Below are 25,658 nucleotides of genomic sequence, written 5' to 3' on the forward strand. Positions count from 1 at the left end.
TTTGAGTGTTACAAATGTAATTTTTAAAGCCGAATTATCACAAATTTATTTGCTGTTACATTTGTTAAAATTATTATTTTTTAAAATTCATCAATTTAAAAAAACAAAAAATCCGACAAAATTAAAATTTTGCCGGATTAATATTTTAATTATAAAATTCTAGAAATCCCTGTCAATATCAAAAGCTTCCAAATATTCAGCTACACGCTTTACAAAGCTTCCGCCCAGAGCTCCGTCTACCACTCTATGATCATAAGAGTGTGATAAAAACATTTTTTGACGAATCCCGATAAAATCACCCTCCGGTGTTTCGATTACTGCCGGTACTTTACGAATGGCTCCTAAAGCCAGAATACCAACTTGTGGCTGATTGATGATTGGAGTTCCAAAAACACTGCCAAAAGTCCCTACGTTTGTAACCGTATACGTTCCGCCTTGTGTATCATCCGGTTTTAATTTTCCCGCTTTAGCACGATTCCCTAAATCGTTAACCGCTTTTGCCATTCCGACAAGGTTTAACTGATCTGCATTTTTAATAACAGGAACTATTAAATTGCCATTTGGCAAGGCAGCAGCCATTCCTAAATTTATATTTTTCTTTTTAATGATATAATCTCCGTCAATAGAAATATTCATTCCAGGGAAATCTTTTAAAGCTTTTGCAACCGCTTCCATCATAATTGGCGTAAAAGTCAGTTTTTCACCTTCTCTTTTTTCGAATTCGGCTTTAACTCTATCCCTCCACTTTACGATATTGGTCACATCTACCTCAATGAACGATTGTACGTGTGCAGAAGTCTGAACCGAAGCGACCATGTATCCTGAAATTAGCTTTCGCATTCTGTCCATTTCGATAATTTCATCTCCTCCGTTTACGGAAACCGGAACTGCTTGTTTACTTTTTTGAATTACTGGCTCAACGATTTTTGGAGCGACTATTTCCGTTTCTGGAGTTACTGCACCTGATTTTCGGTCTTCAACATATTTCAGAATGTCCTCTTTGGTAACCCTGCCTTCTTTTCCGGTTCCTGAAATGCCTTCTAATTCAGTTACCGAAATACCTTCTTCTTTTGCAATATTTTTAACCAACGGAGAAAAGAATCTCTCTGATTCAGAATAATCAGCAGATAAATTTAGCGGTGAAGAAATCGTTTCTTTCGTTGTTTCAATTGCTTTTTCAATTTCAACAGCTTCTGTTGGAACAGGTGCTTCTTCAGTCTCTTTTGCAATTGGAGCATCACCTTCGGTTTCAATAATTGCAATTGTTTGCCCAACCTGGACCAAATCATCCTTACCAAATAATTGTTCAACCAAAATGCCCGACACTTCACTTGGTACTTCGCTATCAACCTTATCAGTTGCTATTTCAAGTACAGCTTCATCAGCTTCAATTTTGTCTCCAACTTCTTTCAACCAGTTTGTAATGGTAGCTTCAGCTACACTCTCTCCCATTTTGGGAAGTTTCAATTCAAATCTTGCCATATTGTTAATCTAAAAGGTGATTTCGATTTTCAGATTGCGAAATTACTGAATATTTTAAACATAAATTACATAAAACATAATTTATTACTCAATTTCTACAACTTGACCCCTGTCATTTTTAGAATCACTTCCGATAATAAAATTGGCGTTTTTGGGTAAAATTTTAAAAGTAATACTCTTATCTTTAAGAGTTTCTAAGATTTTGATACATTTTTTGAATGAAATATACTGATTATCCAAAATAACATCTACTCTTTTACCTTTAAAAACAAGGGACGAATTTACTATTTTTTCTTTTTTGATATCGTATAACTCCACTTTATTTTTTAAAACAGAAGATAATTTATCGCACAAAATAGTATTTGAAGAGTATAAAATATATTTTTCCGGGGCAGATTTTAATTTCTGTTTTCCCTGAAACATTTTTACAAATGAGAATATGAATATTCCTATTTTGATGAAAACAGAAAAAAATAATGATTTTTCAAAGTGTTTCTGATAGAAAAACTCCATCGCTTCCTGAAAGCGTTTCATGTATTTTTCATCTTTTATAGTGCTTTCTCCTTTATAATGAATAACTGTTGTGTCGTGAAAGTAATAATTTTCTCTTCCTTTTTTTAAAACCGTGTAAGACAAATCGATATCGTCCGAATACATAAAACAATTTTCATCAAAACCTCCAGCTTCATTATATAAACTTCGTTCCATTATCATAAATGCACCAACGAGAATTGACACTTTACCGGTTTTATTTTCCGGTATATGCATGGCATAATATTGATTGAAAAATTTGGAGTTCGGAAAAAGTTTGTACAAACCAAAAATCTTTGTAAAAGCAACCCATGGGGTTGGCACTCCGCGCTTACTCTCTGGCAGAAAATTTCCGGTTCCGTCAATAAGTTTACAGCCTGCAATTCCTAAATCTGTTTGTTTTTCGGCGAAAGCCAGAATTTTAGAAAAAGTATCTTCCGCTACAACTGTATCCGGATTAAGTATACAAATATATTTTCCTCTTGCATGGGCAACTCCTATATTATTTCCTTTTGGAAAACCTACGTTCTCTATGTTGATAATTAGTTTTATATCCGGAAACCGATTTTGCATCATCAAAACACTATCATCATCTGAATTATTATCAATTACAATAATTTCAGCATCTATATCTGAAATTGCATTTTGAACACTCAAAACACATTGCTCCAAAAAGTAACGCACATTATAATTGAGAATAATTACTGATAATAGCATATAAAACTGTTAAAAAGAAAAGCCAAACTTTTGTTGGCTTGTAAATTCTGTTGATATAATTATAGAACAAACATTGAAGTGCCAAAATTAATTTTATTTTATTTATTAGACTTTAAAAATTAACTTTATCTCTGAAAAAGTATGGATGTAATATAAAGAACAATGGAGTCCCTCCTAATTTATCAGGCATCGTAAGACCAATAGCTTTTCTCAGTAAATTCAATCTGATCTACTGAGCGGTCCGAAGTGACCTGAAACTTAACTTTTTACTTAAAATCACCGTAATGGATATTGTTTAAAATGAATTTGTATACATAAGATAAACACTAAGCCATCTTTTTTAGTTTATTACAGCTATTTTTTATATCTATTTCGTTATTTTTGATCTATGTTATCATTCCTAGTACAAAAACCTTACTTAAAAGATCTTTTAGCCGGCGATTATATCGATATACATTCTCATTTATTACCTGGTATTGACGATGGTGCAAAAACCATAGCAGATACCCTGAGATTAATAAATGCCTTTGAAAAGATAGGTGTCTCACAATTTATAACTACACCACACATCAGCCATTATGTCTGGAATAATTCTCCGCAGGCCATTCTTGACAATCATGCTAAAACTACTATTTTACTATCTGAAAGCAATATCAAAAAGCCTTTTCAGACAGGCGCAGAATATTTTATGGATGATTGGTTTGAAAGACATTTTAAAACTGAAAAGCTACTTCCCTTAAAGGATAATTATGTATTGGTAGAGATGTCTTATATGAATGCCCCTATACAATTATATAAAATATTGTTTGATTTACAGGTTGCCGGTTACAAAGCAGTATTAGCACATCCCGAACGGTATTTATTTTATCATAAAAACTTTTCAGAATACGAGAAATTAAAGAAAGCCGGTTGTTTATTTCAGCTAAATTTGTTAGCTGTTGTAGGCTATTATGGTGAAGAGATTACGAAAATTTCTGAGCAGCTTTTAAAGAAAGGAATGTATGATTTTGTAGGTACCGATGTTCATCATGATAATCATATTGCTGCATTTGATCATAAAATAAAAGTGAGCAGCCTAAACGCTTTAAAAGATATCATAAGCAATAATCAGTTTTTCAGATTCTGATTGCAGTTTTTTTTAATATACTGCACAGCCACTCTTTCTCAAATTTTTCCTTAATTAATTATCTTTGATTTTTTTTAAACCAGGATTTTTTCTCTGTTTTAACTCCATAACCATATCCGTAACCATACCCTTTGGTAGAATCGGTGTCGTTAAGGACTATACACATATTAGGCAGTTTTTTTTCTTTATAAAAAGTATTTGCAATCGCCAACATACGTTTCTCTAAAAAATTCGCACGTATTACATATACAAAAGTATCTGCATTTTTTGCTACCAATAATGTATCTGCCACTAAACTTACAGGAGCGGTATCTACAACAATATAATCGTATTCTATTTTTAATGTTTCGAAAAGCGTATCGACATTTTTACTCATTAACAGTTCAGCGGGGTTTGGAGGAATTATGCCGGAAGGCAATATATAGAAATTTTCATAGTCATTGTGCTTAAAAATGTATTTACTTACATCCGTATCGTTTGTAGATAAATAATTAGTTAAACCAACATTTGGCATCGCAAAATAATCGGTAAATTTTGGATTTCTAATGTCCATACCTATTAACAAAACTTTTCGTCCTGACAAAGCAAATGTAGCGGCAAGATTTACAGATACCAGCGTTTTGCCTTCGGCAGGAAAAGTCGAGGTTACAAAAATGGTTTTAGCCCTGTTTTCCGGAACATTTGTCAACATAAATTCAAGATTTGTCCTGACAATCCTTATTGCTTCTGCTGAACTTGTCCTGCTCTCTGTTTTGATCAGTTTATGAGCTTCATCCGAAGTTGGAATATCTCCAATGAATGGTATGTTGGTTTTTCCTTCCAAATCCAATCTGCTTTTGATTTTGGTGTCTAACAAATCATGCCCATATATAATTCCGAAAGGAATGAGCAATCCTGTCAAAAGTCCGGCCAGATAGATGATTTTTTTCTTTGGACTTACCGCGATTTTATTTGCCTTTGCCGCATCAATTATACGCGCATTGGGTTCTGTAGCTGCTAAAGAAATAGCCGTTTCCTCACGTTTTTGCAATAAATACAAATACAGCTCTTCTTTTACTTTTTGTTGTCTTGCAATTACCCTGAATTGGCGTTCCTGCATCGGAATTTTTCCAATTTTACTTTTTAAAATACCTTCCTCACTTTTCAAATCACGATTTTGAATCTGTAAATTTGATTGCATCCTTTTTAGGCTTGTGGCAACATTTGCCTTCAAAGATGAAATTTGCTGATCTAATTTTATTACAGAGGGATTTTCTGTGGTTGCTGATTTCAAAATACGATTTCGATCTAACACTAACTGGTTATAAGAAGAAATCAAACCTCCGGCAGCCCCGTTATCTGTTATAATATTAGTTGGGAGTAAATCGGCATTGGTACTTTTTTTAATAAAATCTAACAATGACGACACTACATTTAATTGAATTTCCGTTTCAACGCCTTTTTTATCATACTCATTTGAACCTTCAATAAAAAGTTTAGCTTCAGCCTCAATATCAGTTAATCTGTTTGTTTTTTTAAAGCTTTCTACATCCTGTTCAACACCATCCAGCTCCCGGGTTATTAACGCCAGACGATCGGCAATAAATTTGGATGTGTTTTCAGATATAAAATTTTTATCTTCGGCAGCATCCTGATTGTAAATTTGAATCATATTATTCAAAAAGTCTTCTGCTTTTTCCTGAACAGGATCTGTTATAGATATGTTAACTACGCTACTCGTTTTACTTTGGGGTACAACTTTTAATTTGTTTCTGAAATTTGCCGTGATATTATCTAACGGTCTAACTGATATTTGGATTGATTTATCTTTTCCAGCATAATTTTGTTGATAAAATTCAGTTTTCTCAATAACTAATATTCCAAGGCGAGTAGGTATTTTTTCACCAAATTTAAACTGCTTTCCTGATGATAAAATAAATTTTTCAGCTGTAACATTATTTTTCATTGCACTTTCTAAACTGAAAGAACCATTAGGCAAAAGATCACATTTTAAAGTTATATTGGCTTCGTCAAACGCTTCTGTTTTATTATTAAAGTAAACATTTATTGGTGCTTTTGCGTAGACATCAGTATCCACAACATTTCCTTCTACAAGTAAAGAAACATTTAAATTGAGCTTCTTTACAGTGCTTTCGACTAAAGTTCTCGATTTTAAAACCTCTATTTCGTTGTCCACATTACTAACATAACTACCACCTATACCCAGGTCCGAAAAAGCTGAAAGCTCTGAAAGCATCCCTCCTTTTTTTTCATCTTTTACCAATATAGAAGTACTGGCTTCATAGCTTGGTGTAGTATATCGCAAATATAAAAAAGCCAAAAGTAAACAAACTAAAACACTTAGAACAAACCATTTCCAGTGTATTATATATTTATCCAGCTGTTCACGAATATTTACTTCTTTAATTTCCCCTTCTACATTCTCCTTATAATCTTGCATTTGTCTTCTGTTTATTCAGTTTATTTAAAAAGTAGTACCGAAATAGTTATTAAAATAGAAATTGCTGAAATGATAACAGAGGTATTAGGTCCTACTGCTGATGCATTTACTTTTACATTATTTGGTTCTACATACACCACATCATTCTGTGCCAGATAATAAAAAGGGGAATTAATGAAATCGGCTTTTGTAATATCAACTCTATTATATGATTTAGCGCCATTAACTTCTCTAATTACCAAAATATTATGCCTTTTTCCATAAATTGTTAAATCCTTAGCCATACTTATAGCCTCGATTAATGTAATTCTCTCGGAAGAAACTGTAAAAGTTCCGGGCATATTGACTTCACCTTGTAAGGAAACCTTAAAATTCATAATCCGTAGGTTAATCATTGGATTTTTAATATATACTCCTATTTTATCTTTCAATAGCTCTAATACCTCTGTTCTGGTTAGACCCCCTACCTGTAATTTTCCTAAAACAGGAAATTCAATATTCCCAGATCTATCCACCAAATAAGATTGATTTGTTTGCTGACCTGTTGCAGCCTGTAAGTTAGCTGTATTTGGCATTGTAACCGACATTAAGTTAAAAGGAAGTGCAATTTCAGGATCTTCAGCAGAAACAATAATCATCAATAAATCGTCAGGCTGAATTTTCACTTCATACGAAACAGTATTTTGTGAGTCGTTTATTCCATCAATATTTTGATAGTATAAAATATCTTTTTTGGATGCACAAGAGAGAAACAAAAACGGCAGCATAAGGAATATGCCTGTTTGTTTAAAATTTAAAAAATTGATATTCATTTGAATTGTGGGTTTATAACAAATATAAGGAAATTGGTTAAGCGTCAAAAGTTTCGCTTTATATTTATAAATTAGTTATTTGATTAACAGAACATTTGGCCAATTGATTGAATGGTTAATCGATTTTAAGTATTCTAAAACAAGAGAGCAAAATCAATTAACTTTTCATAACAAGTTAACCTTTTTTTAATAGGCGTTTTCCTCACCTGTAAATACATTTACGACTGTTTTTATAATAATTTTGATATCCAATAGTATACTCCAGTTTTCTATATACCAAATATCATATTCTACTCTGTTCTGCATATCTATAAGTTCTCTGGTTTCTCCCCTGTAGCCATTAATCTGAGCCCAGCCAGTTATACCAGGTTTTGCATAGTGGCGAACGAGATAATTATTAATTAAATCTGTATATTGTTTAGTATGATTGACCATGTGAGGTCTGGGTCCTACTACAGACATCTCACCCCATAGAACATTAAAAAACTGAGGCAGTTCATCAATGCTGGTTTTACGAATAAAAGCTCCAAATTTGGTGATGCGTACATCTCCTTTTTCGGCCTGTTTATTATCTGATGATGCATTTATGTGCATGCTTCTAAATTTTAAGCATGTAAAACTGTCATTATCTCTTCCGGAACGTTCTTGTTCAAAAAAAGTAGGCCCGGGAGATTCTAACTTTATTATAAGCATCACTATAAGAAATAACCAGGGGAATATTAATAAAATTACGGCCAGAGAAAAACAAATATCAAATGTTCTTTTTAATATTCTGTTTACTGTAAATTCTAAAGGTTCTCGCCGAAACATGAGAATTGGTGTGTTGTCATAAAATGAAAGTTCGACTTTACTGGATCTTGTATAAAGCTGAAAATCCGGAATAAATTTAATTCGAACCATATGATGCTCACAAATCTTTATCAATTTATTAATAACTGAAACATTATCTATATGCAATGCAACGTAAAGCTCATGTACTTTGTGAGTGAGAAGAAATGTTTCAAAATCATCAAAAGCACCTACTACAGGACCAGAAATAAATGCAAATGGATCTACTTTCTCATCAAAGAAACCTAGAAAACGATATCCGTAGGTTAGATCACTTGCTAATATTTTACGTAATCTTTCTCCAGTATCATTTGCTCCTACTATAACAAAGTTTCTATAATTAAATCCTTTGGCCCTTATGTATTTTAAAAATGAGATGGATAAGTATCTCGAAATCATTAATAGTAAGAAAAAGAAATAATAAAAATAGAGTAAGCACCATCTTGAAACTTCAGTATAATTTAAGAAAACCACAAAAATTGCAATTATTGCCGCATGAACAATCATCTTTTTTATGGTCCTTTTTAGTATAGACTCAATAGGTTCTACTCTTAAAACTGTAAATGAATTATTATATAAAAGTAAAATAATCCAAATAAGGTTACTCAATAAAGAAATAGTTTGCACTTGAGTTAAAAAAAGCTTTTCTATATTGCCATACGCAAGTAATCCTGATAAAATAACAGCAATATTTAGAAGCACAATATCCCAGATCACAAAAAAAAGCCTGAAATACCTGGAAAAATTGTATTTTGATAATTTATTTAAAGTCTTCATTTTATGAGATTCTTATATTCTTTATTATTTTAAATATTGTAATAAAGCTGAAAATTTCTTAAGAAAGACAGCCTGAAAAGGATACAAATTATGGTATTTATAAATCTTATAATCTTCAGATAAAACTTGAAGAAACCTCTTGTGATCGGTGCTTAAACCTCCCATCCTCATTTTTACGACATAATTATTGAGATAGGTTATGTTTATTTTGTATTTAAATAGATACCGTAATAAAAATTCTGTATCTGATGCAATTTTAAAATCTAAATTGTAGTAACCATATTTTTCAATAATGGCTTTCTTAATATAAACTGTAGGATGTAAAGGCAACCAGCCTGATTTGAGTTTTTTGAAATCATACTGCCCTCCAATCCTGTTGCGAACTATTTTTTCTTTAGAATCATTTGTTACATAGATTCCATCTCCGTAAACCGCATCCGAAGCAGGAGATGTTGTGAATGCATGAACTATTTTAGAGACTACAGTGCTGTCATAGAAAACATCATCAGAATGCATTAATCCTATTATATCTCCGGTAGCCAAACTTAAGCCCTTATTAATGGCATCATACATCCCTTTATCAGGTTCTGAAATATATTGGGTAATTTTATCCGAATAGGAATTAATAACATCCTTTGTTCCGTCTGATGAATTGCCATCAATGACTATATATTCTATATATGGATAATCCTGTTCCAGAACACTTTTTATTGATTGTTCAATAGTTGTTCTTCGGTTGTAACAAACAGTAATAACGGAAACTTTCATAAATTGTGATTAGATTAGGGGTATGGATTATTTCTTTTTTTGACTAAGTAATTCTTTGCTTTTTAAAACAATAAAATATTCGTAAATAGACTGTAAAGTAGCATATGTTACACCTGCGCTTCCATCCAGGAAAGCTCTTCTTACTATCACCATGTAAAACCATTTTATCATAGGACGCCCCGGTAACTTGTAAAACAATCCTTTTTGATGAAACCTTTTTTCTGTAAAATCTTTACCAAACAACGCTTTTCTAAAAGAAAATACAGCTCCGTTATCCAGATCTTTTACTCTTGTCAAGGCTTCCATATCGGCATAACTTAAATGGCGCTGTATCCAAAATTTAAATCCTTTACTAAAAGGGTAATGATCTAAAAAACCTTCTATTTTACCAACTGGTCCATCAGGAACAGAAACCGGGTTCACTAACCTTTCATAGTGCATTTTTTCAGGACGAAACAATCTTAAATAAAAAGGAGACATCTGTGCATGTTTTAGCCATCTGCCATTCCATGCAAAATCCCTTCTTTGGAGTTCATAGGCAACGAACCCGGAGTTTACATCGGGTTTAAGTGTTTTTATTGCATTCAACAACGATTCTGAAACTCTTTCGTCTGCATCAATATAGAGTACCCAAGGATATTTGAATTTGATATTTGCCAGACCCCAGTTTTGATGCGCCGACCAATTATCAAAAACACGTTGCGTGATTGTGGCTCCTGCATTTTCAGCAATAGCAACAGTTTTATCATCACTAAAAGAATCAAATACATGAATATCATCACTCCAGGATACTGATTCTAAACATCCGGGCAGATCTTGTTCTTCGTTTTTAGTAAGAATAAGTATTGAAATCATCTTATATTATATTTTTAAATTCTCTTTTTTTTATATACTTGGCTGGATTTCCAACCACTATATCAAATTCTTCAGTATTTTTAACTACAACCGATTTTGCCCCCACTACAGAAAACTTTCCTAATGTAACTCCTGCAAGTACATAACTTCCTGTAGCTACCCAACATCCATCATTTATAATTATAGGTCGTGTAACCATATCAAAATTTATAGATTCTATAGAATGGCTTCCGGTAATCAAGTACACGTCTTTGCCTATGCAACATTTTTGACCAATTTCTATTTTATCTAAACAATAGATCCAGGAGTTTTCGCCCAAACTAGACAGATGCCCCATACTTAAATTCCAAGGCAATTCTATATTTGATTTTCGATTTATATTGACTGTATCGGCTAGTTTAGCCCCAAATAAGCGCAACAATACAATTCTCGGTTTCTTAATTTGATTAGGAAAAATTCTAAATATGGTCTTATTGACCAACTTCCAGAGATGAATCTTGATTTTTGTCTTTTTATCAAAGGGTGTGGTCTGTACAGGGATAAAATCATCACTTGTCATTGTCATATACTATTCTTTTTTTAATAAATTTGGCAGGATTTCCACCTACTATTGTCCAGTCGTCAACATCTTTAAAAACAGCAGCCCTCGCGCCTACTATTGCTCCTTCTCCAATTGTAATATTTGTCATTATAAAGGCTTCAGCAGCAATCCAGGCATAGTCTTTTATAATAATAGTTCCTGATATAAATGGTGTATTTATTGATGTTGTCTCGTGTGTTGCACTACATAAATAGGTGCGTTGCGAAACAGTAACCTTGTTGCCAATAATAGTTTTTCCAAAATGCAGCTTCACTTCAGGACCTAATGCGGAATAGGAACCTATTGTCAAATTTTTAGGAGATGGCAAATCAATTGAAGAATGAATTACACAATTTTCACCAATTTTAGCTCCAAAAGTTTTTAACAAAAAAATACGCCATCCATTAAAAAAAGGCAGAGAAAAAGGTTTAAATAAAAACAATGATGTAATACGCCAGAGAAGTCTATATAACTTATCTGATTTGGGTATCGTGTCTATATATTTTGGTATTTCCATAAATATTCTTTAATTCCTGAATAAACTTATTAGCACAAATTTCGATATCAAAATTATTCTGGTATGTTTTAAAAGCTTTTAATCCTTTTGCTACTAACTTTTCCTGTGGATGATTGATTATTTCTAAAAGAGCTTTTTTTAATCCATCTTTTTCTTTCAAACTTACAATCCATCCTCCTCCTCCTTCGTGAATTTCTCTCCAGATATTTACATTTTCAGTAATTAAAACTGGTTTTTTACAGGCCATAGCTTCAACAATGGCAATACCAAAATTCTCCTGATGGCTTGGCAATAAATAAGCTTCACAATTATAAAATGCACCCCATTTTGCTTCACCAGAAAGCATTCCTGAAAAATGTATAAATTGATTATGAGAAGCCAACGCAACCATTTTCTGAGCAAAAAGAGATTCCAGGGGGCCCGCAATTACCAAATCTGGCAAATCTGGATTTTCGTGACAAAGCTCGTTGTATGCATTAATTAATAAATCAATTCCTTTTTTTTCATCAATACGACTCAAAAAAAGAAAATATTTTTTATCCCTAATTTCTGTGCATTGATTATAAAAAGCTTGCTTAAAATCATCGATATTCCTGGGTGGAGATTGAATACCTAAACCAACATTAGCGACTTTTTGAGGTTTATACTCCTTAAAAGTAGTTGCTGCCAGCCTCATTTCTTCTTCACAAGTATAAAAAACAACATCTGCATCATTGATACATTGTTTTTCTATGAAAAACCAAACCATTTCATTGCGGTGTGCTTTCCATCTGCGTTCCATACTTTTTTGAAAATAAGGATCTAACATACCATGTGGCATTATAACAACTTTAGGTACTTTTATGTTTTGTTTTTTAAGTAATCTAATCGATTTATTTACAGCAAAATTATGGTATTGCCAAAGTCCATGAACTACTACACAATCGAAGTTTAAAACATTATTAATAAGCCACTTAGTTAATTTAGGCTGGTATTTATAAGACGTCTTACCAGGTCCTGTTTTATGAATTACAAAATCATCTTTTATACCAAAATCATCATCCTTCTCATCCAAACAAACAATTTCGACATTTATTCCTTTTTCAACAAGGTGTGGATTTAAATTTCGTAAAACCTGACAAACTCCTCCTAATTTAGGATTCATTGACGTAATAACATGTAGAATTTTCATTATTTAATTGAATTAGTTGCTCTTTTGATTTGAGCAATATTATTAAATGCTGACTGGACCATATTATCCATAGTAAGTATTTCTGTCACATAATTTTTTGCACTCTCTCCTAATTCTATTATTTTCATTGCTGATATAGAATTGACTGTATCTGTAAAGGAAGTTAATGAGTTGAATATATATCCGTTCACTTCATTTTCTATATAATGGTATTCAACACATTGCAGTATATCCTCTGCTCTTTTAAAAGTAAAAATTGGCTTAGCATAAGCCATTGCTTCTACAATGGATAAACCAACCCACCCAGGTTGAAAATAAATATCTGCTATATCAAAAAGCTCATTTTTAAGCTGTGTATCGTAAACAGCACCATAATCATATACATTTTTATAAATTGAAAAATCAGGTTTAAATTGGCCATCTCCAATTATTATAAAAGCAAACTTGTCAGCGTCTAAAGAATTTATAGCTGATAACAAAAGATCAACCCTTCTATGCGGATTAGTGAATCTGGCACAGAATATCAAACACCTTTGCTGGGATATATTATGTTTTGCTTTTAATTCAATTTTATTATGACTTGTATTTCGTTCCAAAATTGATTTTATATCTGAAATGGTATTATTTAACGAAATCATTTTCTTTTTTGGAAATATTTTTTTCCATTGCATTAATTCCTTGTCAGTATAAAACCAGGCACCATCTGAAAAATAAATCATAAATTTTAATAAAAGACTGGGTTTCTTTTCTTCCTTTAAATATCTCTTCACAGAAATACCTTGTCCCCAAAGAATAATTTTTTTACCATGAATTTTTTTTGTAATAAGCAAAAACCATGTACTTAGATGACCAAAATGCAACATCAATACCAATACATCATGTTTTTTATCAAAAAGCTTAAAAAAATCATACAGCAAAAATGGTCCAAGTGTAAGGTTTTTCAAATACTCAGTCCTGAATACACTTTCTTTAAACATGTCAGATTGCACTTTTGCTTTTTTTTCATAGCAAAAAACTTCCAAAGAAGCTTTTTGACTTAAGCCTTCGAAAAATTCTTCTCTATAATGAGGTATAAACGGCTGTATTATTAATATATTCATAGTAGTTCATCATCAATTAAGTCTAATAGTTTTTTTGAATTTTTCGTGGACACTTTTCTCACGAAAAACCTATCTGAAACTTTAATGGTATTAAAGTCTTTTTCATCAAACCATTTACTTAAAGAAGGGTCGATAATATGCAAGTTTGAAAAAGCATATGTAGCAGGAATATAGGGCTCACTTCCTTTGGAAATATTGGTTGTAGAAAAACTGGAATTAAAGAAAATAGTGTGAAAATATTTTTCATCAGCAGCCAAAGAATACCTGAAATAATTTTTTAAATTATCATTTTTTTTAGAGTACGCATGGATGTATTCTATAACATCAAGATTTAAAGCCCACCATGAGGAACCATGAAAAACATCAATTTTATTTCCATTATTATCCACCACATAATTATTCTTTTTTATGAAGGCACTTCCTAATATGTTCAAAATTTTGCGAACAAATTTGGTCACTGTTTTATTTATTAAGAAGAAATCAAAAAACAAATAATTACATAAACAATAGTTGTATTTTTTTGTATTAGCTTCTGTGACATTCATTCCTCTAATAAAATTTACCTTTTTGAATTTCAACAAATAGTCTCTCAACTCTTCATTGCTTTTTATTGGATAGTCTGCTCCGGAGATAAGCATTATTTTTAAATAATCTGAATCATTTATGCAATTCTGCAACAAACATTTTTCAATCAAATTCAAAGTTGCCTTAACCTGGGAAAATCCTCCCCAATAAACTTTTATGCGATCCGTTCCTTCCATAAAAAAGACATTTTTCTTTTCTTTCAGAAGCTGGTAAAAAGAATTTATTTCACTTTTCCTGTCAATATGAATAAAGAAGTCATTATCATCATCCAAAGCATTTATCAATCTTTGCAAATTTTCCGGATCTGCATGAGCCTGTATCAGATAAGCAATTTTGTGTCGTGGCATATTATTTATTTTTAAAAATATCAAGAGGAAATGCATCCAGAAACTGCTGTTGCATTTTTCTAATGTCAGGTACTTCCTGAGTTTCTAATTTTAATGCTTCCTCAACATCTTTAGCTATCATAAAATTTGTTCTGCCTGTACTTAAATAATAATCCTCATATTTAAACAGGTCATTTTTTTCTGTATCCCCTAACAGAATTGCCGGTATGCCATACGATTCTGCTATAATGACGCCGTGTAATGATGCACTCACAACTAACTTCGAAGAAACAATTTCATCAATAAAATATTCCCAGTCACTAGTTAGTGTTGACAAAACGGGATATTTATTTAAATCATAATCCTGTATTTTTTTCCAATGAGGTATAACTATATAATCTTTTTTTACAGCAGCTATTTTAGGCTGGTAAAACATTGGCAATAAGATTGCAGGATCGCCAAAAACTTCTGGCACAACATGCCCTATACTTTCTAACATACGTTTAGTATTAGGTCCCCGTACAGCCCTAATGTCAAGTTTTACATTTTCTAAGGCAAATTTTGAAACTACACTTTCATAAAGAAAACCACTACCATATACAATCGCGTCACCAGTCAGAAATTGAATTACTGAACCCAAAAAGCTTACTCTATATGTTTGATGACTACGTAAAGATTTTATCCCCTTGTGTTTTAGTAAATAATCAAAAATTACTTTAGATAACAGGTCGCCTACATTAGGTTGCTTATCTGGTCCTAATTTTTCATCAAAAAACATAAGGTTTACATGATATGGAATTACAGGCCTGGTTAATGAACCGAATATAAACCATGGTCGGGCGAGTCTAATACCCCATTTTAAAAAATCTTTTTTCATCTTTAACAATATAATCTGTTTTAACAACTAAAAGCAGCCAATATGTAAATACAGGAAGGCTCACCTGGTCTAATAAAAAACCTTCAAAAAGGGCTGCAAAAAATAATGATGCGCTTATCATAGAAAATAATATCACATACCTATTATTTTTTGTACTATTTGTAACCAGCCTTTGTATATATCCTACTATACTTCTCATCAAAAACAAAAAACCTATCATTCCTGAAGATATTATTGCAAACAAGTAGCTATTTGATGATGATCCGCTTTTACCATTACCTAATATTGGTAAATCTAAAGCTGCATCAAACATTATTTTCCATGTTTCTTCTCTTGTATTACCTCTGCCTTCGTAATCTATACTAGACATTGAAAAGTTTATATTTAATAATAATAGTATAAATAATATAGAACTTAATATCAGCAAAACCTTTGGTGCAAACCCTTTAGTTTTAATAAATAAATAGACAAAAATGGAGAGGATAAACGAGATTATTGAATTCCTGGAACCTGAGAATATACAAACAGAAATTCCTATACATAACATAAACAAATAATAATATTTAAATTTCCATCTAACATTCATTAAAAAATAAAAAGAAAAGATGGAAGAAATACAAGCGGCAACACCTGTAAAATTAGGATGACTGGTTACCCCAAAAAGCCTACCATTCCAAATGGTTTCAGGAAATAAAAAATAAGACAAAAAATTGACGAAACTAAATGCAAAGGAAGATAATGATACGAATAAAACAACATACCTCAACTCTAACCTTGAAACAACTTTTAAAAAGTATAAAAAAGTTATTGTAGAAAATATAAGTCTGTAAAACAATTCATCAATCTCTTTATCACCGCTTAATATTAATATTATAAAAAAGATAAAAAAGTATAGTGCATCGTTATAATTGTTTTGAAATTTAATCTTAGTGTTATAAAAAAATAATGAAGCTGTCATTATTAGAATTACTACATAAATAGAAATTTTTTGAACAAATGCTATATAAACAGGAACTTTATATGTTAAGGCTTCACCAGAACCGGGATCTCCACGAAAACTAGCTAAAAAGAAAATAATCCCTAGTAAATAATAAAACTTAAACTTTTTGATATGATGCATATACTAATTTTGTTTCTGTCAAATTTTGCTATTAACACGATACAATTGACTTTAACGCTGAACTAAGCCAATCCATTTTCGATAATGCTTTTTAACTTTAAAATTCCTGATGCAAATGAGAAATGTTTTTGATATTCACTAATTATTATTTCAGAAAAACTGGAATTACTTTTCATCTTTTCCAGGAGTTTTTCAAATTGCTTTATAAAGTCGTTTTCGTCTTTAAAACTAGATACAAATCCTGTTTTAGTCATCTCTTCATACCCTCTCAAAGATCGTTCTTGTATTAAACAAGGTAATCCGACTTTCATTGCATCCATTATTCTCAACTTTAGTCCACCTCCTAGTTTAACCGGACATAGGTAGATATGGTTTTGTGATAAAATCAGTAAAATGTCATCAGGTGAAGGTATAATGTCAATTTCTTTTTCCTTGCATAAAGCTATGAGCTCATCTCCAGGATTCCTGCCTGTTAAAGTCAATTTCATGTGGGGAGCTTTGGTTTTTAATTTGGTATATATATTATTTATGAACCAATAAATACCTTCTGTGGATTGGATTGCCTCCAAACTTCCACTCACAACAAGTTTTAGGTCTCTTTCTAAATTCTCAGAAATACTAACTTTATGTTTAACTGGAGTTTCAGAAAAAAACTCGAAGCAACCTAAGGTATAGTTACCTTCAGAGCTTCCATACACCATTTCAAACGCCTGAAGATCTGCATTAGTTATAAAAAGATTTTTGTCTGATAATAAGTACGCTTTTTTTTCTACAGCTTTTACCCACCCCATGTACTTACCTCTTAAAGTATCCATAGTTTTATTATCCCTATTGTATTCTACTTCCTGATTATGATGAATAGTATAGACCTTTGCTTGACATCCTTTCAAACATTTAACATATGAACCTCCAATTATTCCTCCATCTAAAATTGCAAATTCCGGTCTATTATTCTTTAACCATTTTTCCAATGCATCCTCAAACTTTGTATAGCTATTTTTAATCATACCTCTGGCAAATTGTAAAAGACTTCTTCCCGGAATTCTAATAATTTCGCGCAAATTTTCATACCCATGTATCTTATATTCATTAAATGAGGATCCAACAAACAGGCATACCCTTTGAGGATATAACTCAATCAATGCTTCTAAATAGGCTCTTGTAGCGTAGCACCCACCTCCAGATTGTGAAGGATCATGTCTTGTAATAAATAATATGGGTTCTTCTGTCATAATTTTCATTTTACCATAAATCTACAGGGAAAGATGATATTAAATTATCTTGTAGTTCTTTTAAATTTTCAATTGGGGTATTATAAATACGATTGCTAAGTACTTCTTCCAATGAGTTTCCAACTTTAAAATTAATTCTATTTGTACTATGATAATAATCTTCATACTTAAATAAATCGTTATCAATATCAGACGATAACAAAACTGCTGGTATACCATATGCTTCGGCAATAATTAAACCATGCAATGAACCCGTTATTACATAATTTGAAGCCAAAATTTCATCTACAAAACCTTTCCAATCAGAAGTAATTGTGCTTACCATGTGGTTCTTATATTTTTGAGGAACTCTCAATTCTTTGGAATAATGGGGAATGATTATGTAGTCATTCTTTTTTTCAATATCAGGATTATAGAATAGAGGCAGTAGTAAAGCCGGGTCTCCAAAAATTTCCGGGCATGAAAAACCATTATTTAATAATTTATTTCTAGTCTTTGGTCCACGTACTGCCCGTATATCAAAATTAACTTTGGGAGGAGATGAATTATTATTTCTTAACCCACTTCCCCAAACTACCATATCTGAACTCGCTAAATCCATAATAGATCCTATCGCAAATAACCGAACTGTTTTATTGAGAGGTTTATCTATTAAACCATTCCTTTTTTTTATGAAATCTACTACTACAAGAGATAGTAAATCGCCTACATTATCAACTCCACCTGCTCTCTTAAAGTAATAAACATTAACTCTTTTTCTTTTTATACGTCTGTTGGTATCTCCATAATTATACATTAGCCACTTTTGTCTGTGGTATTTTTTTTTTAGGGAATCTTTGAAAAAAAAATATAGCTTAATAAAATTCATAAATTTAATTTAATGAAGTTTTCATTTTGTTTTTTAACTTATCTACTGTTTTTTTAATATAATTTCTTTCATTCGCTGTGAGGCTAAATTTATAAGCGATAAACATAAATATAGAAATAGCTATTGCAAGGGTTACAATAAACCTATACTGAAAATCAAAAACATTAACCATAATCATGCAAACTACGGTACTTATTATTGTAGGGATTAACTGAGGCAATGTAACATCGTTAATAAAATCAATTAGCTTAATTTCAATAAGATTTCTTAAGATAATAAATCTTGCCACACATGCCATAAACTCAAAAAAGCAATAAGCCATAACTGCCCAATATGGAGGATATCCAAAATAAAAAAGAATAAAGTAAACAGGCACATTTAACAGCTGGATAGATCCAACCACAAGCTGATAAATCTTTACAAATCCAGTTGCCTGGACTGCAGTCTGTAGTCCTATCGTTAACTGACCTATTAATAGACTTAACACCATAAATTGACAAAATAATGTCGAATACTCTGGTACATTTATTAGCCATACATCCAAAATGTTCTCCATTTCAAACATGAAAGGAACTGCTACAAAACCCACCAAAAGAAAACCAAATTTACTGGCAGAATAAGCCAGTTTTACCATTGCACTTCTATCCCCGGCACCCTCGTTTTTTACTATTTGAGGATTGATTGCTTTTAATAATGTCCTTGAAAAAAACAATAATTGTCCTGACACCTGATTGGATACCGCAAAAGCAGCATTTACTACCGTACCGAAAAAAATATTTATTGCTATAGCAAATCCTTCATTTTTACCTACAACGCTTAAAGCGCCAAAAAAATTCCAGCCTGCAAATGAATACATTTCCTTAATAAGGATTTTATTATAATATTTCTTAATATTGACTTCAAATTCATGATAATGTGATTTTACATGCCACCATTTCACTCCCCTTAATACTATTGATATCAGCATCATACAGAAACCAAAAAAAATAAGCTTATCCCATGAAATGAAAGCTAATGATACCGCTGTGATCAATCTCAAAATCACTTCAAAAATTCCCAATATTGCTAAAAAAGACAAGTTTTCCTTAGCATTAATTGCTGCATCATTGGGAACTGCTATAATTGTAAAAAAAGTCGATATTATTGTAAACTGTAATAAGCAGTTCGCGGCAAAAAATCGATTACTGTCAATATTGAGTTTATAGTTCACTAAATACAACCCAATTATTTCAAAAATTATTGCAAGTGCTATGGCAATAACAATATGAATTATAAAGCTGTTGGTATATATACTTTTGACTCTGTCCTGTTGTTTAGCTCCTATCGCATGAGATATATAACGTTGTGTAGAAGTTGCCATTGCTGCTCCTAAAAAAGATAGCATGGAAACAACACCTGCAATAACATTATTTAAACCAAAATCTTTTGATCCTAAATTTTCTAAGACAGTTCTAGTAACATATAATAAAATGAAAATAGAAATTATTGAACTAATATAAGTAACTATAGTATTAAATACTATCCTGTCATTACTATTCATTAAACACTTTTTATTAGATATTATAAATAATATCTAGTTTATAATTAATAATTTCCACATTATAAAACCATCTGTAATACATCTTCCTTCTTTAATTTTTAAATTTATGATCTCCACAACTTACGCCTTTCAATTACTGGTTTTTAAAACAATTTCAAATCGCTTGCTACCATCTCTTTTACCAGAGCAGCCAAGTCATATTGAGGCTTCCAACCCAATTTAGTTTTGGATTTCGTAGGATCGCCTATTAAAAGATCAACCTCAGTAGGACGGTAATATTCCGGATCTACACGTACTACTACTTTCCCAATTTCTAATTGGTATAACGGATTATTACATGCTGCTATTTTTGCCACTTCATTTTCATTTTCTCCTTCAAAAGTTAACTCAACTCCTATTTCTGCAAAGGACATCCTCACAAAATCTCTAATATAAGTCGTAACACCTGTGGCTATTACATAATCTTCAGGTTCATCTTGTTGTAAAATTCTCCACATAGCTTCTACATAATCCTTTGCATGTCCCCAGTCTCTTTGTGAGTTGAGATTACCCAGGTAAAGACAATCTTGTTTTCCTTTTGCAATAGCAGCAGTTGCCATACTAATTTTTCGCGTTACAAAAGTTTCACCCCGTCTTGGAGACTCATGATTAAACAAAATACCATTACATGCAAACATATTATATGCTTCCCGGTAATTTTTTGTTATCCAAAAACCATAAATTTTGGCAACGCCGTAAGGAGAGCGGGGATAAAATGGCGAGTTTTCGTCATAAAACCCTTTTTCATTTTTATTTTCTGCCAAACCTCCATAAAGCTCTGAAGTTGAAGCCTGATACACTTTTGTTTTTTTCTCTAAACCCAGTATCCTTACTGCTTCTAAAACTCTCAAGGTTCCTAATCCATCTACATTCGCCACGTATTCAGGAGAATCAAACGACACTTTTACATGAGACATTGCTCCTAAATTATAAATCTCATCAGGTTGTACTTCCTGAATTATTCTTATAATATTAGTTGAATCAGTTAAATCTCCATAATGCAACTTAAAATTAACATGAACCTCGTGTTGATCCTGGTAAATATGATCAATTCGCTGTGTATTAAAAGAGGATGCACGTCTTTTAACTCCGTGTACCTCATATCCCTTTTCTAATAATAATTCGGCTAAATATGATCCGTCCTGACCAGTGATTCCTGTTACAAGGGCTATTTTTTTTGTACTCATATGTTTTTTTGTTAACTGGCTAATTGTTTAAATTGCTTATTCGGTTAGGTAATTATTATTAGAGTCACTTGCAAAAATTAATCTTTTTAATAGTTATTCTTACCAAAACAATTAAGTGATTAATACTTTCTCAAAAAGTTTATTTTTTATTACATTTTTACCTGCTTGAAAACTTCATTATTTTCTAAAAACCAATTGTATGTTTTTTGTATTCCTTCGTGCAGTTCTATTTTGTGTTTCCATCCTAAATCATGCATTTTGGTAACATCCATTAATTTTCTTGGAGTACCATCCGGCTTAGTGCCGTCCCAAATAATTTCTCCCTGATGGCCCGTAATTTTCTGAATGGTTTCTGCCAAACGTTTAATGGTTAAATCTTCACCAGTTCCAACATTGTACAAATACTCAGGTAATTTATTTTCTAAAGCAAAAACTACTGCCTGGGCCATATCATCTACAAACAAAAACTCACGCATTGGCGTTCCGCTTCCCCAAAGTGTTACAGGAGCATTTTTATTTTCTTTAGCTTCGTGAAATTTTCGAATCATCGCAGGCAAAACATGAGATGTATTTAAATCAAAATTATCGTTGTAACCATATAAATTGGTAGGCATTAAACTCACATAATCTTTTCCATATTGATTTCTAATAGCCTGACATGTTTTTACACCGGTTATTTTGGCAATTGCATACCATTCATTAGTTGGCTCTAAAGTATCGGTTAATAAATATTCTTCCTTTAAAGGCTGTGGTGCTAATTTTGGATAAATGCAAGAACTTCCCAGAAAAACAAACTTCTCGACATTATTTTTTAAAGCCGAATCGATCAGATTGTTCTGGATTTGCATATTCTCCATAATAAACTGATATGGATAATTATTGTTTGCCAAAATCCCACCCACTCTTGCGGCTGCATCTATAATAACGTCTGGTTTTTCTTTAGCTATAAAATCACTAACGGATTGTTGATTTCGAAGATCAATTTCCTTACTGGAAGCCCCTGTCATATTGGTAAACCCTTTATCAGCGAGTGCCCTCCAAATCGCACTTCCAACCATCCCTCGATGACCTGCGATATATATTTTTGTATTACGTTTCATCATTTTAATTTTGATTAATTGACTAACTGTTTTTTTATTGATTACCTGGTAACTTTATTCTAATAATTAACCTGGTTAAACTTTATTCAAACAAACAAATTAGTAACATTAATAACCGATTAATCAATTAACTTTAGATCACCTTAATGCTTCTTTTTCAGCTACTACTTTTCTAAGTCCACTGCTTGAAAAACGATGATCTCTGGTATTAAAATATAATTCAATTCCTTTCAATTCGCAGTACTCGCGACCAGTAAAGTTTTTTTCCCGGTATTCATCTCCAATAATACGAACATCGATTTTTAAAGATCGCAAAATATCTTCTAAATCCTGTTCTGTGGCATAGGGAATAATTTCATCTACGAACTTACATCCTTTTAATTGAATATAACGTTCAACAACAGTTTGAGTGGGCCTGTTCTTTTCAGGACGGTCTAATGTTGGATCTGTCTGTAATGCACAAATTAAATAATCACACTGACGTTTAGCCTCTTCTAACATAGTGATGTGTCCTGCATGAAGCAAATCAAAAGCACTAAAAGTAATTCCTATTTTCATGATTTTCTATTTTAAAGTTTTCTAAAATGTAAAAATGTTGTATTATGGCAATCAGAATATTTTAAATTCCTATGTGATATTTATTAATTGTAATTAAAGATGTAAAATAAAATTTCATGAGTTTTATCTAATTCTTTTTTCCTTGTAGAATCTTAATTAAAAATTTCAAAGAATAAAAAATAAATAGTAACTCCTTCTTTTTTTAGAATTAATAAAATGAATCAGCATGAAATTTATTATGTCCTAACGAGACTATCAAACCAAAAGTGAGGCCTAACTGACCAGCTGTTATCTCTCCAGGCCCTGGATATTTGGTCGGGAATCCGTTAAAATAAAGATTTTGTTCTAATGTAGCTTTATAGGTAAAGTCAGCAAAAAAAGAAACTTTATCATTTATGGCTACATATGGCTTTGCGCCAATCATAAGAGCGGCTATATAATCACGATTGTTATATTGACTCGACATCACACCAACCGCACCTCCGCCATGAACTAATAATCCAAATTGTCCTCCAGTATTTCTTGATAATTTTAAAAGATTTCCTAAATTATAACAGAGCTCTATGCCTGCCAGTTTTTGATCATTTTTTTGATTTCCATAATTAAACTGATCAAAAGATACAGTTCCTAATACGCCTATATTTTCATTAAACATGTAACGTAATCCTCCCTGAAAATGAAACAAAGACAAAGGCCTATTATTACCAGAAGGCGAATAACCTGATAAAGGTATGGCTATTCCAATTCCAGCTTCCATAAAAAGCTTATCATACTTAGGGGAATATTGTGCTTGCACCACGGACGTGATTAACAGTACAAAAAACATTTTTTTCATAAGTAAATAGTTTTAGCGATTGTTGTTATTAATAACTTTAAAATGTTAGTTTTTATTTTAAAACAGACTCGCATATAAGATTTAAAGTATTTTTTAATGATAAAGTTTCTTTAATATTGTTAAGCACTATTATTTAATAACTTAATAAGTAATTTATGCTATAAATTCACACCTTTAAACACAGCTTCGCTATTCTAACTCCCAATTTTTAGAGAAGTAGAGAAAAATTAAAAATTTGTAAATGTTTTGATGTTTTTTTATATTATACTCAAAATCAATACATTAACAATACTAAATTTAATAAAAAAAATTAGTAATGTTACTACCAATTGTTCCTGTTTAATACGAATTATATTCTTGGTTAAAATTTTATAAAAAAAATAAATTAAATTTATTTTTGTAGTACAAATAAAATTATTATCATTTTTTTTGATGTTAAAATTCTGACTTTAAAAAATCACACCCGAATATATTTTAACCTTCATTTGCATATTATTTTATAAATTGCAATCAAGTTTCCGTTAAAACATAACTTTTAAAATTTTAGTTTATTGTATTTTTTATATGAAAGGATATTTATTGTGCGTGTTTTTTTTTATTACGACAGCCTACAGCCAAATTTCCGGTTGCACAGATGCTCTTGCAAAAAACTTTAATCAGGACGCCATAATAAACGATGGAAGCTGCGTATACGACAACTTAAAAATAAAACCCGTATACTCTATTAAATTAAGTGATTCTGTCAAGGAAACTTCGGGATTAATTTCGTTTGAAAATTTGTTATGGACGCACAATGACGATCATGACACCACACTTTACGGGCTGGATACCTTAGGTAAAATTCAAAAAAAAATTATACTGGATAAAGTTAAAAATCATGACTGGGAAGAAATTTCACAGGACAGTTCTTATCTATATATTGGAGATTTTGGAAATAATGCTACAGGAAACAGGGCTGATTTGCATATTTTGAAAATTGAAAAAAAATCATTTTTAGAAGGTAATCCGATTATAGAAACTATTTCATTTTCGTATTCAGATCAAACTGATTACAATTCAAAAAAACAACATACAACCAATTTTGACTGTGAAGCTTTTATTGTTTCCCATGACAGTATTTATCTGTTTACTAAACAATGGAAGACTTCCAAAACGGCTATTTATGCCTTACCAAATCAATCCGGTAATCATGTAGCAAAATTCATAGAAACATTCAATACAAAAGGTTTGGTAACAGGAGCTACTTATCTGGAGTCAAAAAGACGTATTGTACTTTGTGGATATTCAAAAAAAGGAAAACCCTTTTTATATCTTTTATATGATTTTAATAACCAAGCTTTTTTATCAGGCAATAAGCGACGAATTGCGCTTCCTTTTTCTTTTCTTCAGGTTGAAGGTATTACCACAACTGATGGCTTACACTATTATTTAACAAACGAGGCTTTGATTCGCAAACCTGTTCTGAACGTTCCTCAGCAAATTCATCATTTTGATTTAAGCCCAATATTGAATTCCTATCTCCGTCAATAATTCGCAAATAGCACTACAATAGCTTAGCTTACTTTGCAAAAATTAGTGCTAATTGGTGTAATTTGTAACTAATAAATAGTATTTGATGCTCTGAGTATTTCGACTTTTTTAACACAAAAAACTATTCTGGTTTTAAAACAATCTAAAACTAGAATAG

The 25,658-nt window shown here is 31.5% G+C and carries 23 protein-coding genes; 2 read left to right on the plus strand and 21 right to left on the minus strand.

Translation table 11 applies throughout. The features are described 5' to 3' along the window. Positions 1 to 159 precede the first annotated feature (159 nt). Complete coding sequence (locus J2W48_RS12780) at positions 160 to 1,482, minus strand: dihydrolipoamide acetyltransferase family protein (RefSeq protein WP_310281925.1); 1,323 nt, start codon at positions 1,480 to 1,482, stop codon at positions 160 to 162. An 84-nt stretch (positions 1,483 to 1,566) separates the two neighbouring features. Further along, complete coding sequence (locus tag J2W48_RS12785; RefSeq protein ID WP_310281927.1) at positions 1,567 to 2,730, minus strand: glycosyltransferase family 2 protein; 1,164 nt, start codon at positions 2,728 to 2,730, stop codon at positions 1,567 to 1,569. A 388-nt stretch (positions 2,731 to 3,118) separates the two neighbouring features. Here J2W48_RS12785 and J2W48_RS12790 point away from each other — a divergent pair, with 388 nt between their 5' ends. Then, entirely contained in the window at positions 3,119 to 3,856 is a 738-nt protein-coding gene (locus J2W48_RS12790; RefSeq protein ID WP_310281929.1) for a tyrosine-protein phosphatase, read from the plus strand. Between the two features lie 58 nt (positions 3,857 to 3,914). On the opposite strand, the gene J2W48_RS12795 is transcribed toward J2W48_RS12790, so the two are convergent. The 19 genes from J2W48_RS12795 to J2W48_RS12885 form a co-directional block, all read right to left on the minus strand. Next, complete coding sequence (locus J2W48_RS12795) at positions 3,915 to 6,296, minus strand: GumC family protein (protein WP_310281931.1); 2,382 nt, start codon at positions 6,294 to 6,296, stop codon at positions 3,915 to 3,917. 20 nt (positions 6,297 to 6,316) lie between these two features. Next, positions 6,317 to 7,108 (minus strand): polysaccharide biosynthesis/export family protein, encoded by a 792-nt coding sequence (locus J2W48_RS12800; RefSeq protein ID WP_310281933.1) that lies wholly within the window; start codon positions 7,106 to 7,108, stop codon positions 6,317 to 6,319. Positions 7,109 to 7,294: 186 nt separating this feature from the next. After that, positions 7,295 to 8,713 (minus strand): undecaprenyl-phosphate glucose phosphotransferase, encoded by a 1,419-nt coding sequence (locus J2W48_RS12805; protein ID WP_310281935.1) that lies wholly within the window; start codon positions 8,711 to 8,713, stop codon positions 7,295 to 7,297. 24 nt (positions 8,714 to 8,737) lie between these two features. After that, positions 8,738 to 9,481 carry a glycosyltransferase family 2 protein gene (locus J2W48_RS12810; protein WP_310281937.1) on the minus strand — a complete coding sequence of 248 codons (744 nt, stop codon included), beginning with the start codon at positions 9,479 to 9,481 and terminating at the stop codon, positions 8,738 to 8,740. A 27-nt stretch (positions 9,482 to 9,508) separates the two neighbouring features. After that, complete coding sequence (locus tag J2W48_RS12815; protein ID WP_310281939.1) at positions 9,509 to 10,336, minus strand: glycosyltransferase family 2 protein; 828 nt, start codon at positions 10,334 to 10,336, stop codon at positions 9,509 to 9,511. 1 nt (position 10,337) lies between these two features. Then, entirely contained in the window at positions 10,338 to 10,901 is a 564-nt protein-coding gene (locus tag J2W48_RS12820) for an LbetaH domain-containing protein (protein ID WP_310281941.1), read from the minus strand. Beyond that, entirely contained in the window at positions 10,885 to 11,433 is a 549-nt protein-coding gene (locus tag J2W48_RS12825) for an LbetaH domain-containing protein (protein ID WP_310281943.1), read from the minus strand. The genes J2W48_RS12820 and J2W48_RS12825 overlap by 17 nt, the downstream gene beginning before the upstream one ends. Beyond that, positions 11,390 to 12,604 carry a glycosyltransferase gene (locus tag J2W48_RS12830; RefSeq protein WP_310281945.1) on the minus strand — a complete coding sequence of 405 codons (1,215 nt, stop codon included), beginning with the start codon at positions 12,602 to 12,604 and terminating at the stop codon, positions 11,390 to 11,392. Before J2W48_RS12830 ends, J2W48_RS12825 begins: the two co-directional genes overlap by 44 nt. Next, positions 12,604 to 13,704 carry a glycosyltransferase gene (locus tag J2W48_RS12835; RefSeq protein ID WP_310281947.1) on the minus strand — a complete coding sequence of 367 codons (1,101 nt, stop codon included), beginning with the start codon at positions 13,702 to 13,704 and terminating at the stop codon, positions 12,604 to 12,606. The genes J2W48_RS12830 and J2W48_RS12835 overlap by 1 nt, the downstream gene beginning before the upstream one ends. Beyond that, the gene (locus J2W48_RS12840; RefSeq protein ID WP_310281950.1) at positions 13,701 to 14,636 is read right to left on the minus strand and encodes a beta-1,6-N-acetylglucosaminyltransferase; all 936 of its coding nucleotides are present in this window, start codon (positions 14,634 to 14,636) and stop codon (positions 13,701 to 13,703) included. The genes J2W48_RS12835 and J2W48_RS12840 overlap by 4 nt, the downstream gene beginning before the upstream one ends. 1 nt (position 14,637) lies before the next feature. Continuing rightward, positions 14,638 to 15,492: a polysaccharide pyruvyl transferase family protein gene (locus tag J2W48_RS12845; RefSeq protein WP_310281952.1), complete on the minus strand. Its 855-nt coding sequence runs from the start codon at positions 15,490 to 15,492 to the stop codon at positions 14,638 to 14,640. Continuing rightward, complete coding sequence (locus tag J2W48_RS12850; RefSeq protein WP_310281953.1) at positions 15,461 to 16,612, minus strand: hypothetical protein; 1,152 nt, start codon at positions 16,610 to 16,612, stop codon at positions 15,461 to 15,463. The genes J2W48_RS12845 and J2W48_RS12850 overlap by 32 nt, the downstream gene beginning before the upstream one ends. Before the next feature lie 62 nt (positions 16,613 to 16,674). Beyond that, positions 16,675 to 17,844, minus strand: a complete 1,170-nt coding sequence (locus J2W48_RS12855) for a glycosyltransferase (RefSeq protein WP_310281955.1) — start codon at positions 17,842 to 17,844, stop codon at positions 16,675 to 16,677. A gap of 10 nt (positions 17,845 to 17,854) precedes the next feature. Continuing rightward, positions 17,855 to 18,712 carry a polysaccharide pyruvyl transferase family protein gene (locus tag J2W48_RS12860; RefSeq protein WP_310281956.1) on the minus strand — a complete coding sequence of 286 codons (858 nt, stop codon included), beginning with the start codon at positions 18,710 to 18,712 and terminating at the stop codon, positions 17,855 to 17,857. 4 nt (positions 18,713 to 18,716) lie between these two features. Further along, positions 18,717 to 20,252 carry an MATE family efflux transporter gene (locus J2W48_RS12865; RefSeq protein ID WP_310281958.1) on the minus strand — a complete coding sequence of 512 codons (1,536 nt, stop codon included), beginning with the start codon at positions 20,250 to 20,252 and terminating at the stop codon, positions 18,717 to 18,719. Between the two features lie 143 nt (positions 20,253 to 20,395). Further along, the gene (gene gmd / locus J2W48_RS12870; protein WP_310281960.1) at positions 20,396 to 21,478 is read right to left on the minus strand and encodes a GDP-mannose 4,6-dehydratase; all 1,083 of its coding nucleotides are present in this window, start codon (positions 21,476 to 21,478) and stop codon (positions 20,396 to 20,398) included. Positions 21,479 to 21,627: 149 nt separating this feature from the next. Next, positions 21,628 to 22,578 (minus strand): GDP-L-fucose synthase family protein, encoded by a 951-nt coding sequence (locus J2W48_RS12875; protein WP_310281963.1) that lies wholly within the window; start codon positions 22,576 to 22,578, stop codon positions 21,628 to 21,630. A 138-nt stretch (positions 22,579 to 22,716) separates the two neighbouring features. Further along, a complete protein-coding gene (locus J2W48_RS12880; RefSeq protein WP_310281965.1) occupies positions 22,717 to 23,136 on the minus strand; it encodes an adenylyltransferase/cytidyltransferase family protein in 420 nt (139 codons plus the stop codon). 208 nt (positions 23,137 to 23,344) lie between these two features. Beyond that, the gene (locus tag J2W48_RS12885; protein WP_310281967.1) at positions 23,345 to 23,971 is read right to left on the minus strand and encodes a hypothetical protein; all 627 of its coding nucleotides are present in this window, start codon (positions 23,969 to 23,971) and stop codon (positions 23,345 to 23,347) included. A gap of 564 nt (positions 23,972 to 24,535) precedes the next feature. Here J2W48_RS12885 and J2W48_RS12890 point away from each other — a divergent pair. Continuing rightward, positions 24,536 to 25,501 (plus strand): T9SS C-terminal target domain-containing protein, encoded by a 966-nt coding sequence (locus J2W48_RS12890; RefSeq protein WP_310281969.1) that lies wholly within the window; start codon positions 24,536 to 24,538, stop codon positions 25,499 to 25,501. Positions 25,502 to 25,658 lie beyond the last annotated feature (157 nt).

The sequence above is a fragment of the Flavobacterium piscis genome (assembly GCF_031457575.1).
Classification (GTDB): domain Bacteria; phylum Bacteroidota; class Bacteroidia; order Flavobacteriales; family Flavobacteriaceae; genus Flavobacterium; species Flavobacterium piscis_A.

Coding starts and splice junctions, on each gene's coding strand:
- J2W48_RS12890 (WP_310281969.1), top strand. CDS start 24,536: ATGAAAGGATATTTATTGTGCGTGTTTTTTTTTATTACGACAGCCTAC.
- J2W48_RS12835 (WP_310281947.1), bottom strand. CDS start 13,704: ATGAATATATTAATAATACAGCCGTTTATACCTCATTATAGAGAAGAA.
- J2W48_RS12845 (WP_310281952.1), bottom strand. CDS start 15,492: ATGAAAAAAGATTTTTTAAAATGGGGTATTAGACTCGCCCGACCATGG.
- J2W48_RS12840 (WP_310281950.1), bottom strand. CDS start 14,636: ATGCCACGACACAAAATTGCTTATCTGATACAGGCTCATGCAGATCCG.
- J2W48_RS12860 (WP_310281956.1), bottom strand. CDS start 18,712: ATGAATTTTATTAAGCTATATTTTTTTTTCAAAGATTCCCTAAAAAAA.
- J2W48_RS12830 (WP_310281945.1), bottom strand. CDS start 12,604: ATGAAAATTCTACATGTTATTACGTCAATGAATCCTAAATTAGGAGGA.
- J2W48_RS12880 (WP_310281965.1), bottom strand. CDS start 23,136: ATGAAAATAGGAATTACTTTTAGTGCTTTTGATTTGCTTCATGCAGGA.
- J2W48_RS12795 (WP_310281931.1), bottom strand. CDS start 6,296: ATGCAAGATTATAAGGAGAATGTAGAAGGGGAAATTAAAGAAGTAAAT.
- J2W48_RS12850 (WP_310281953.1), bottom strand. CDS start 16,612: ATGCATCATATCAAAAAGTTTAAGTTTTATTATTTACTAGGGATTATT.
- J2W48_RS12780 (WP_310281925.1), bottom strand. CDS start 1,482: ATGGCAAGATTTGAATTGAAACTTCCCAAAATGGGAGAGAGTGTAGCT.
- J2W48_RS12785 (WP_310281927.1), bottom strand. CDS start 2,730: ATGCTATTATCAGTAATTATTCTCAATTATAATGTGCGTTACTTTTTG.
- J2W48_RS12855 (WP_310281955.1), bottom strand. CDS start 17,844: ATGACAGAAGAACCCATATTATTTATTACAAGACATGATCCTTCACAA.
- J2W48_RS12865 (WP_310281958.1), bottom strand. CDS start 20,252: ATGAATAGTAATGACAGGATAGTATTTAATACTATAGTTACTTATATT.
- J2W48_RS12820 (WP_310281941.1), bottom strand. CDS start 10,901: ATGACAATGACAAGTGATGATTTTATCCCTGTACAGACCACACCCTTT.
- gmd (WP_310281960.1), bottom strand. CDS start 21,478: ATGAGTACAAAAAAAATAGCCCTTGTAACAGGAATCACTGGTCAGGAC.
- J2W48_RS12790 (WP_310281929.1), top strand. CDS start 3,119: ATGTTATCATTCCTAGTACAAAAACCTTACTTAAAAGATCTTTTAGCC.
- J2W48_RS12800 (WP_310281933.1), bottom strand. CDS start 7,108: ATGAATATCAATTTTTTAAATTTTAAACAAACAGGCATATTCCTTATG.
- J2W48_RS12885 (WP_310281967.1), bottom strand. CDS start 23,971: ATGAAAAAAATGTTTTTTGTACTGTTAATCACGTCCGTGGTGCAAGCA.
- J2W48_RS12825 (WP_310281943.1), bottom strand. CDS start 11,433: ATGGAAATACCAAAATATATAGACACGATACCCAAATCAGATAAGTTA.
- J2W48_RS12875 (WP_310281963.1), bottom strand. CDS start 22,578: ATGAAACGTAATACAAAAATATATATCGCAGGTCATCGAGGGATGGTT.
- J2W48_RS12810 (WP_310281937.1), bottom strand. CDS start 9,481: ATGAAAGTTTCCGTTATTACTGTTTGTTACAACCGAAGAACAACTATT.
- J2W48_RS12815 (WP_310281939.1), bottom strand. CDS start 10,336: ATGATTTCAATACTTATTCTTACTAAAAACGAAGAACAAGATCTGCCC.
- J2W48_RS12805 (WP_310281935.1), bottom strand. CDS start 8,713: ATGAAGACTTTAAATAAATTATCAAAATACAATTTTTCCAGGTATTTC.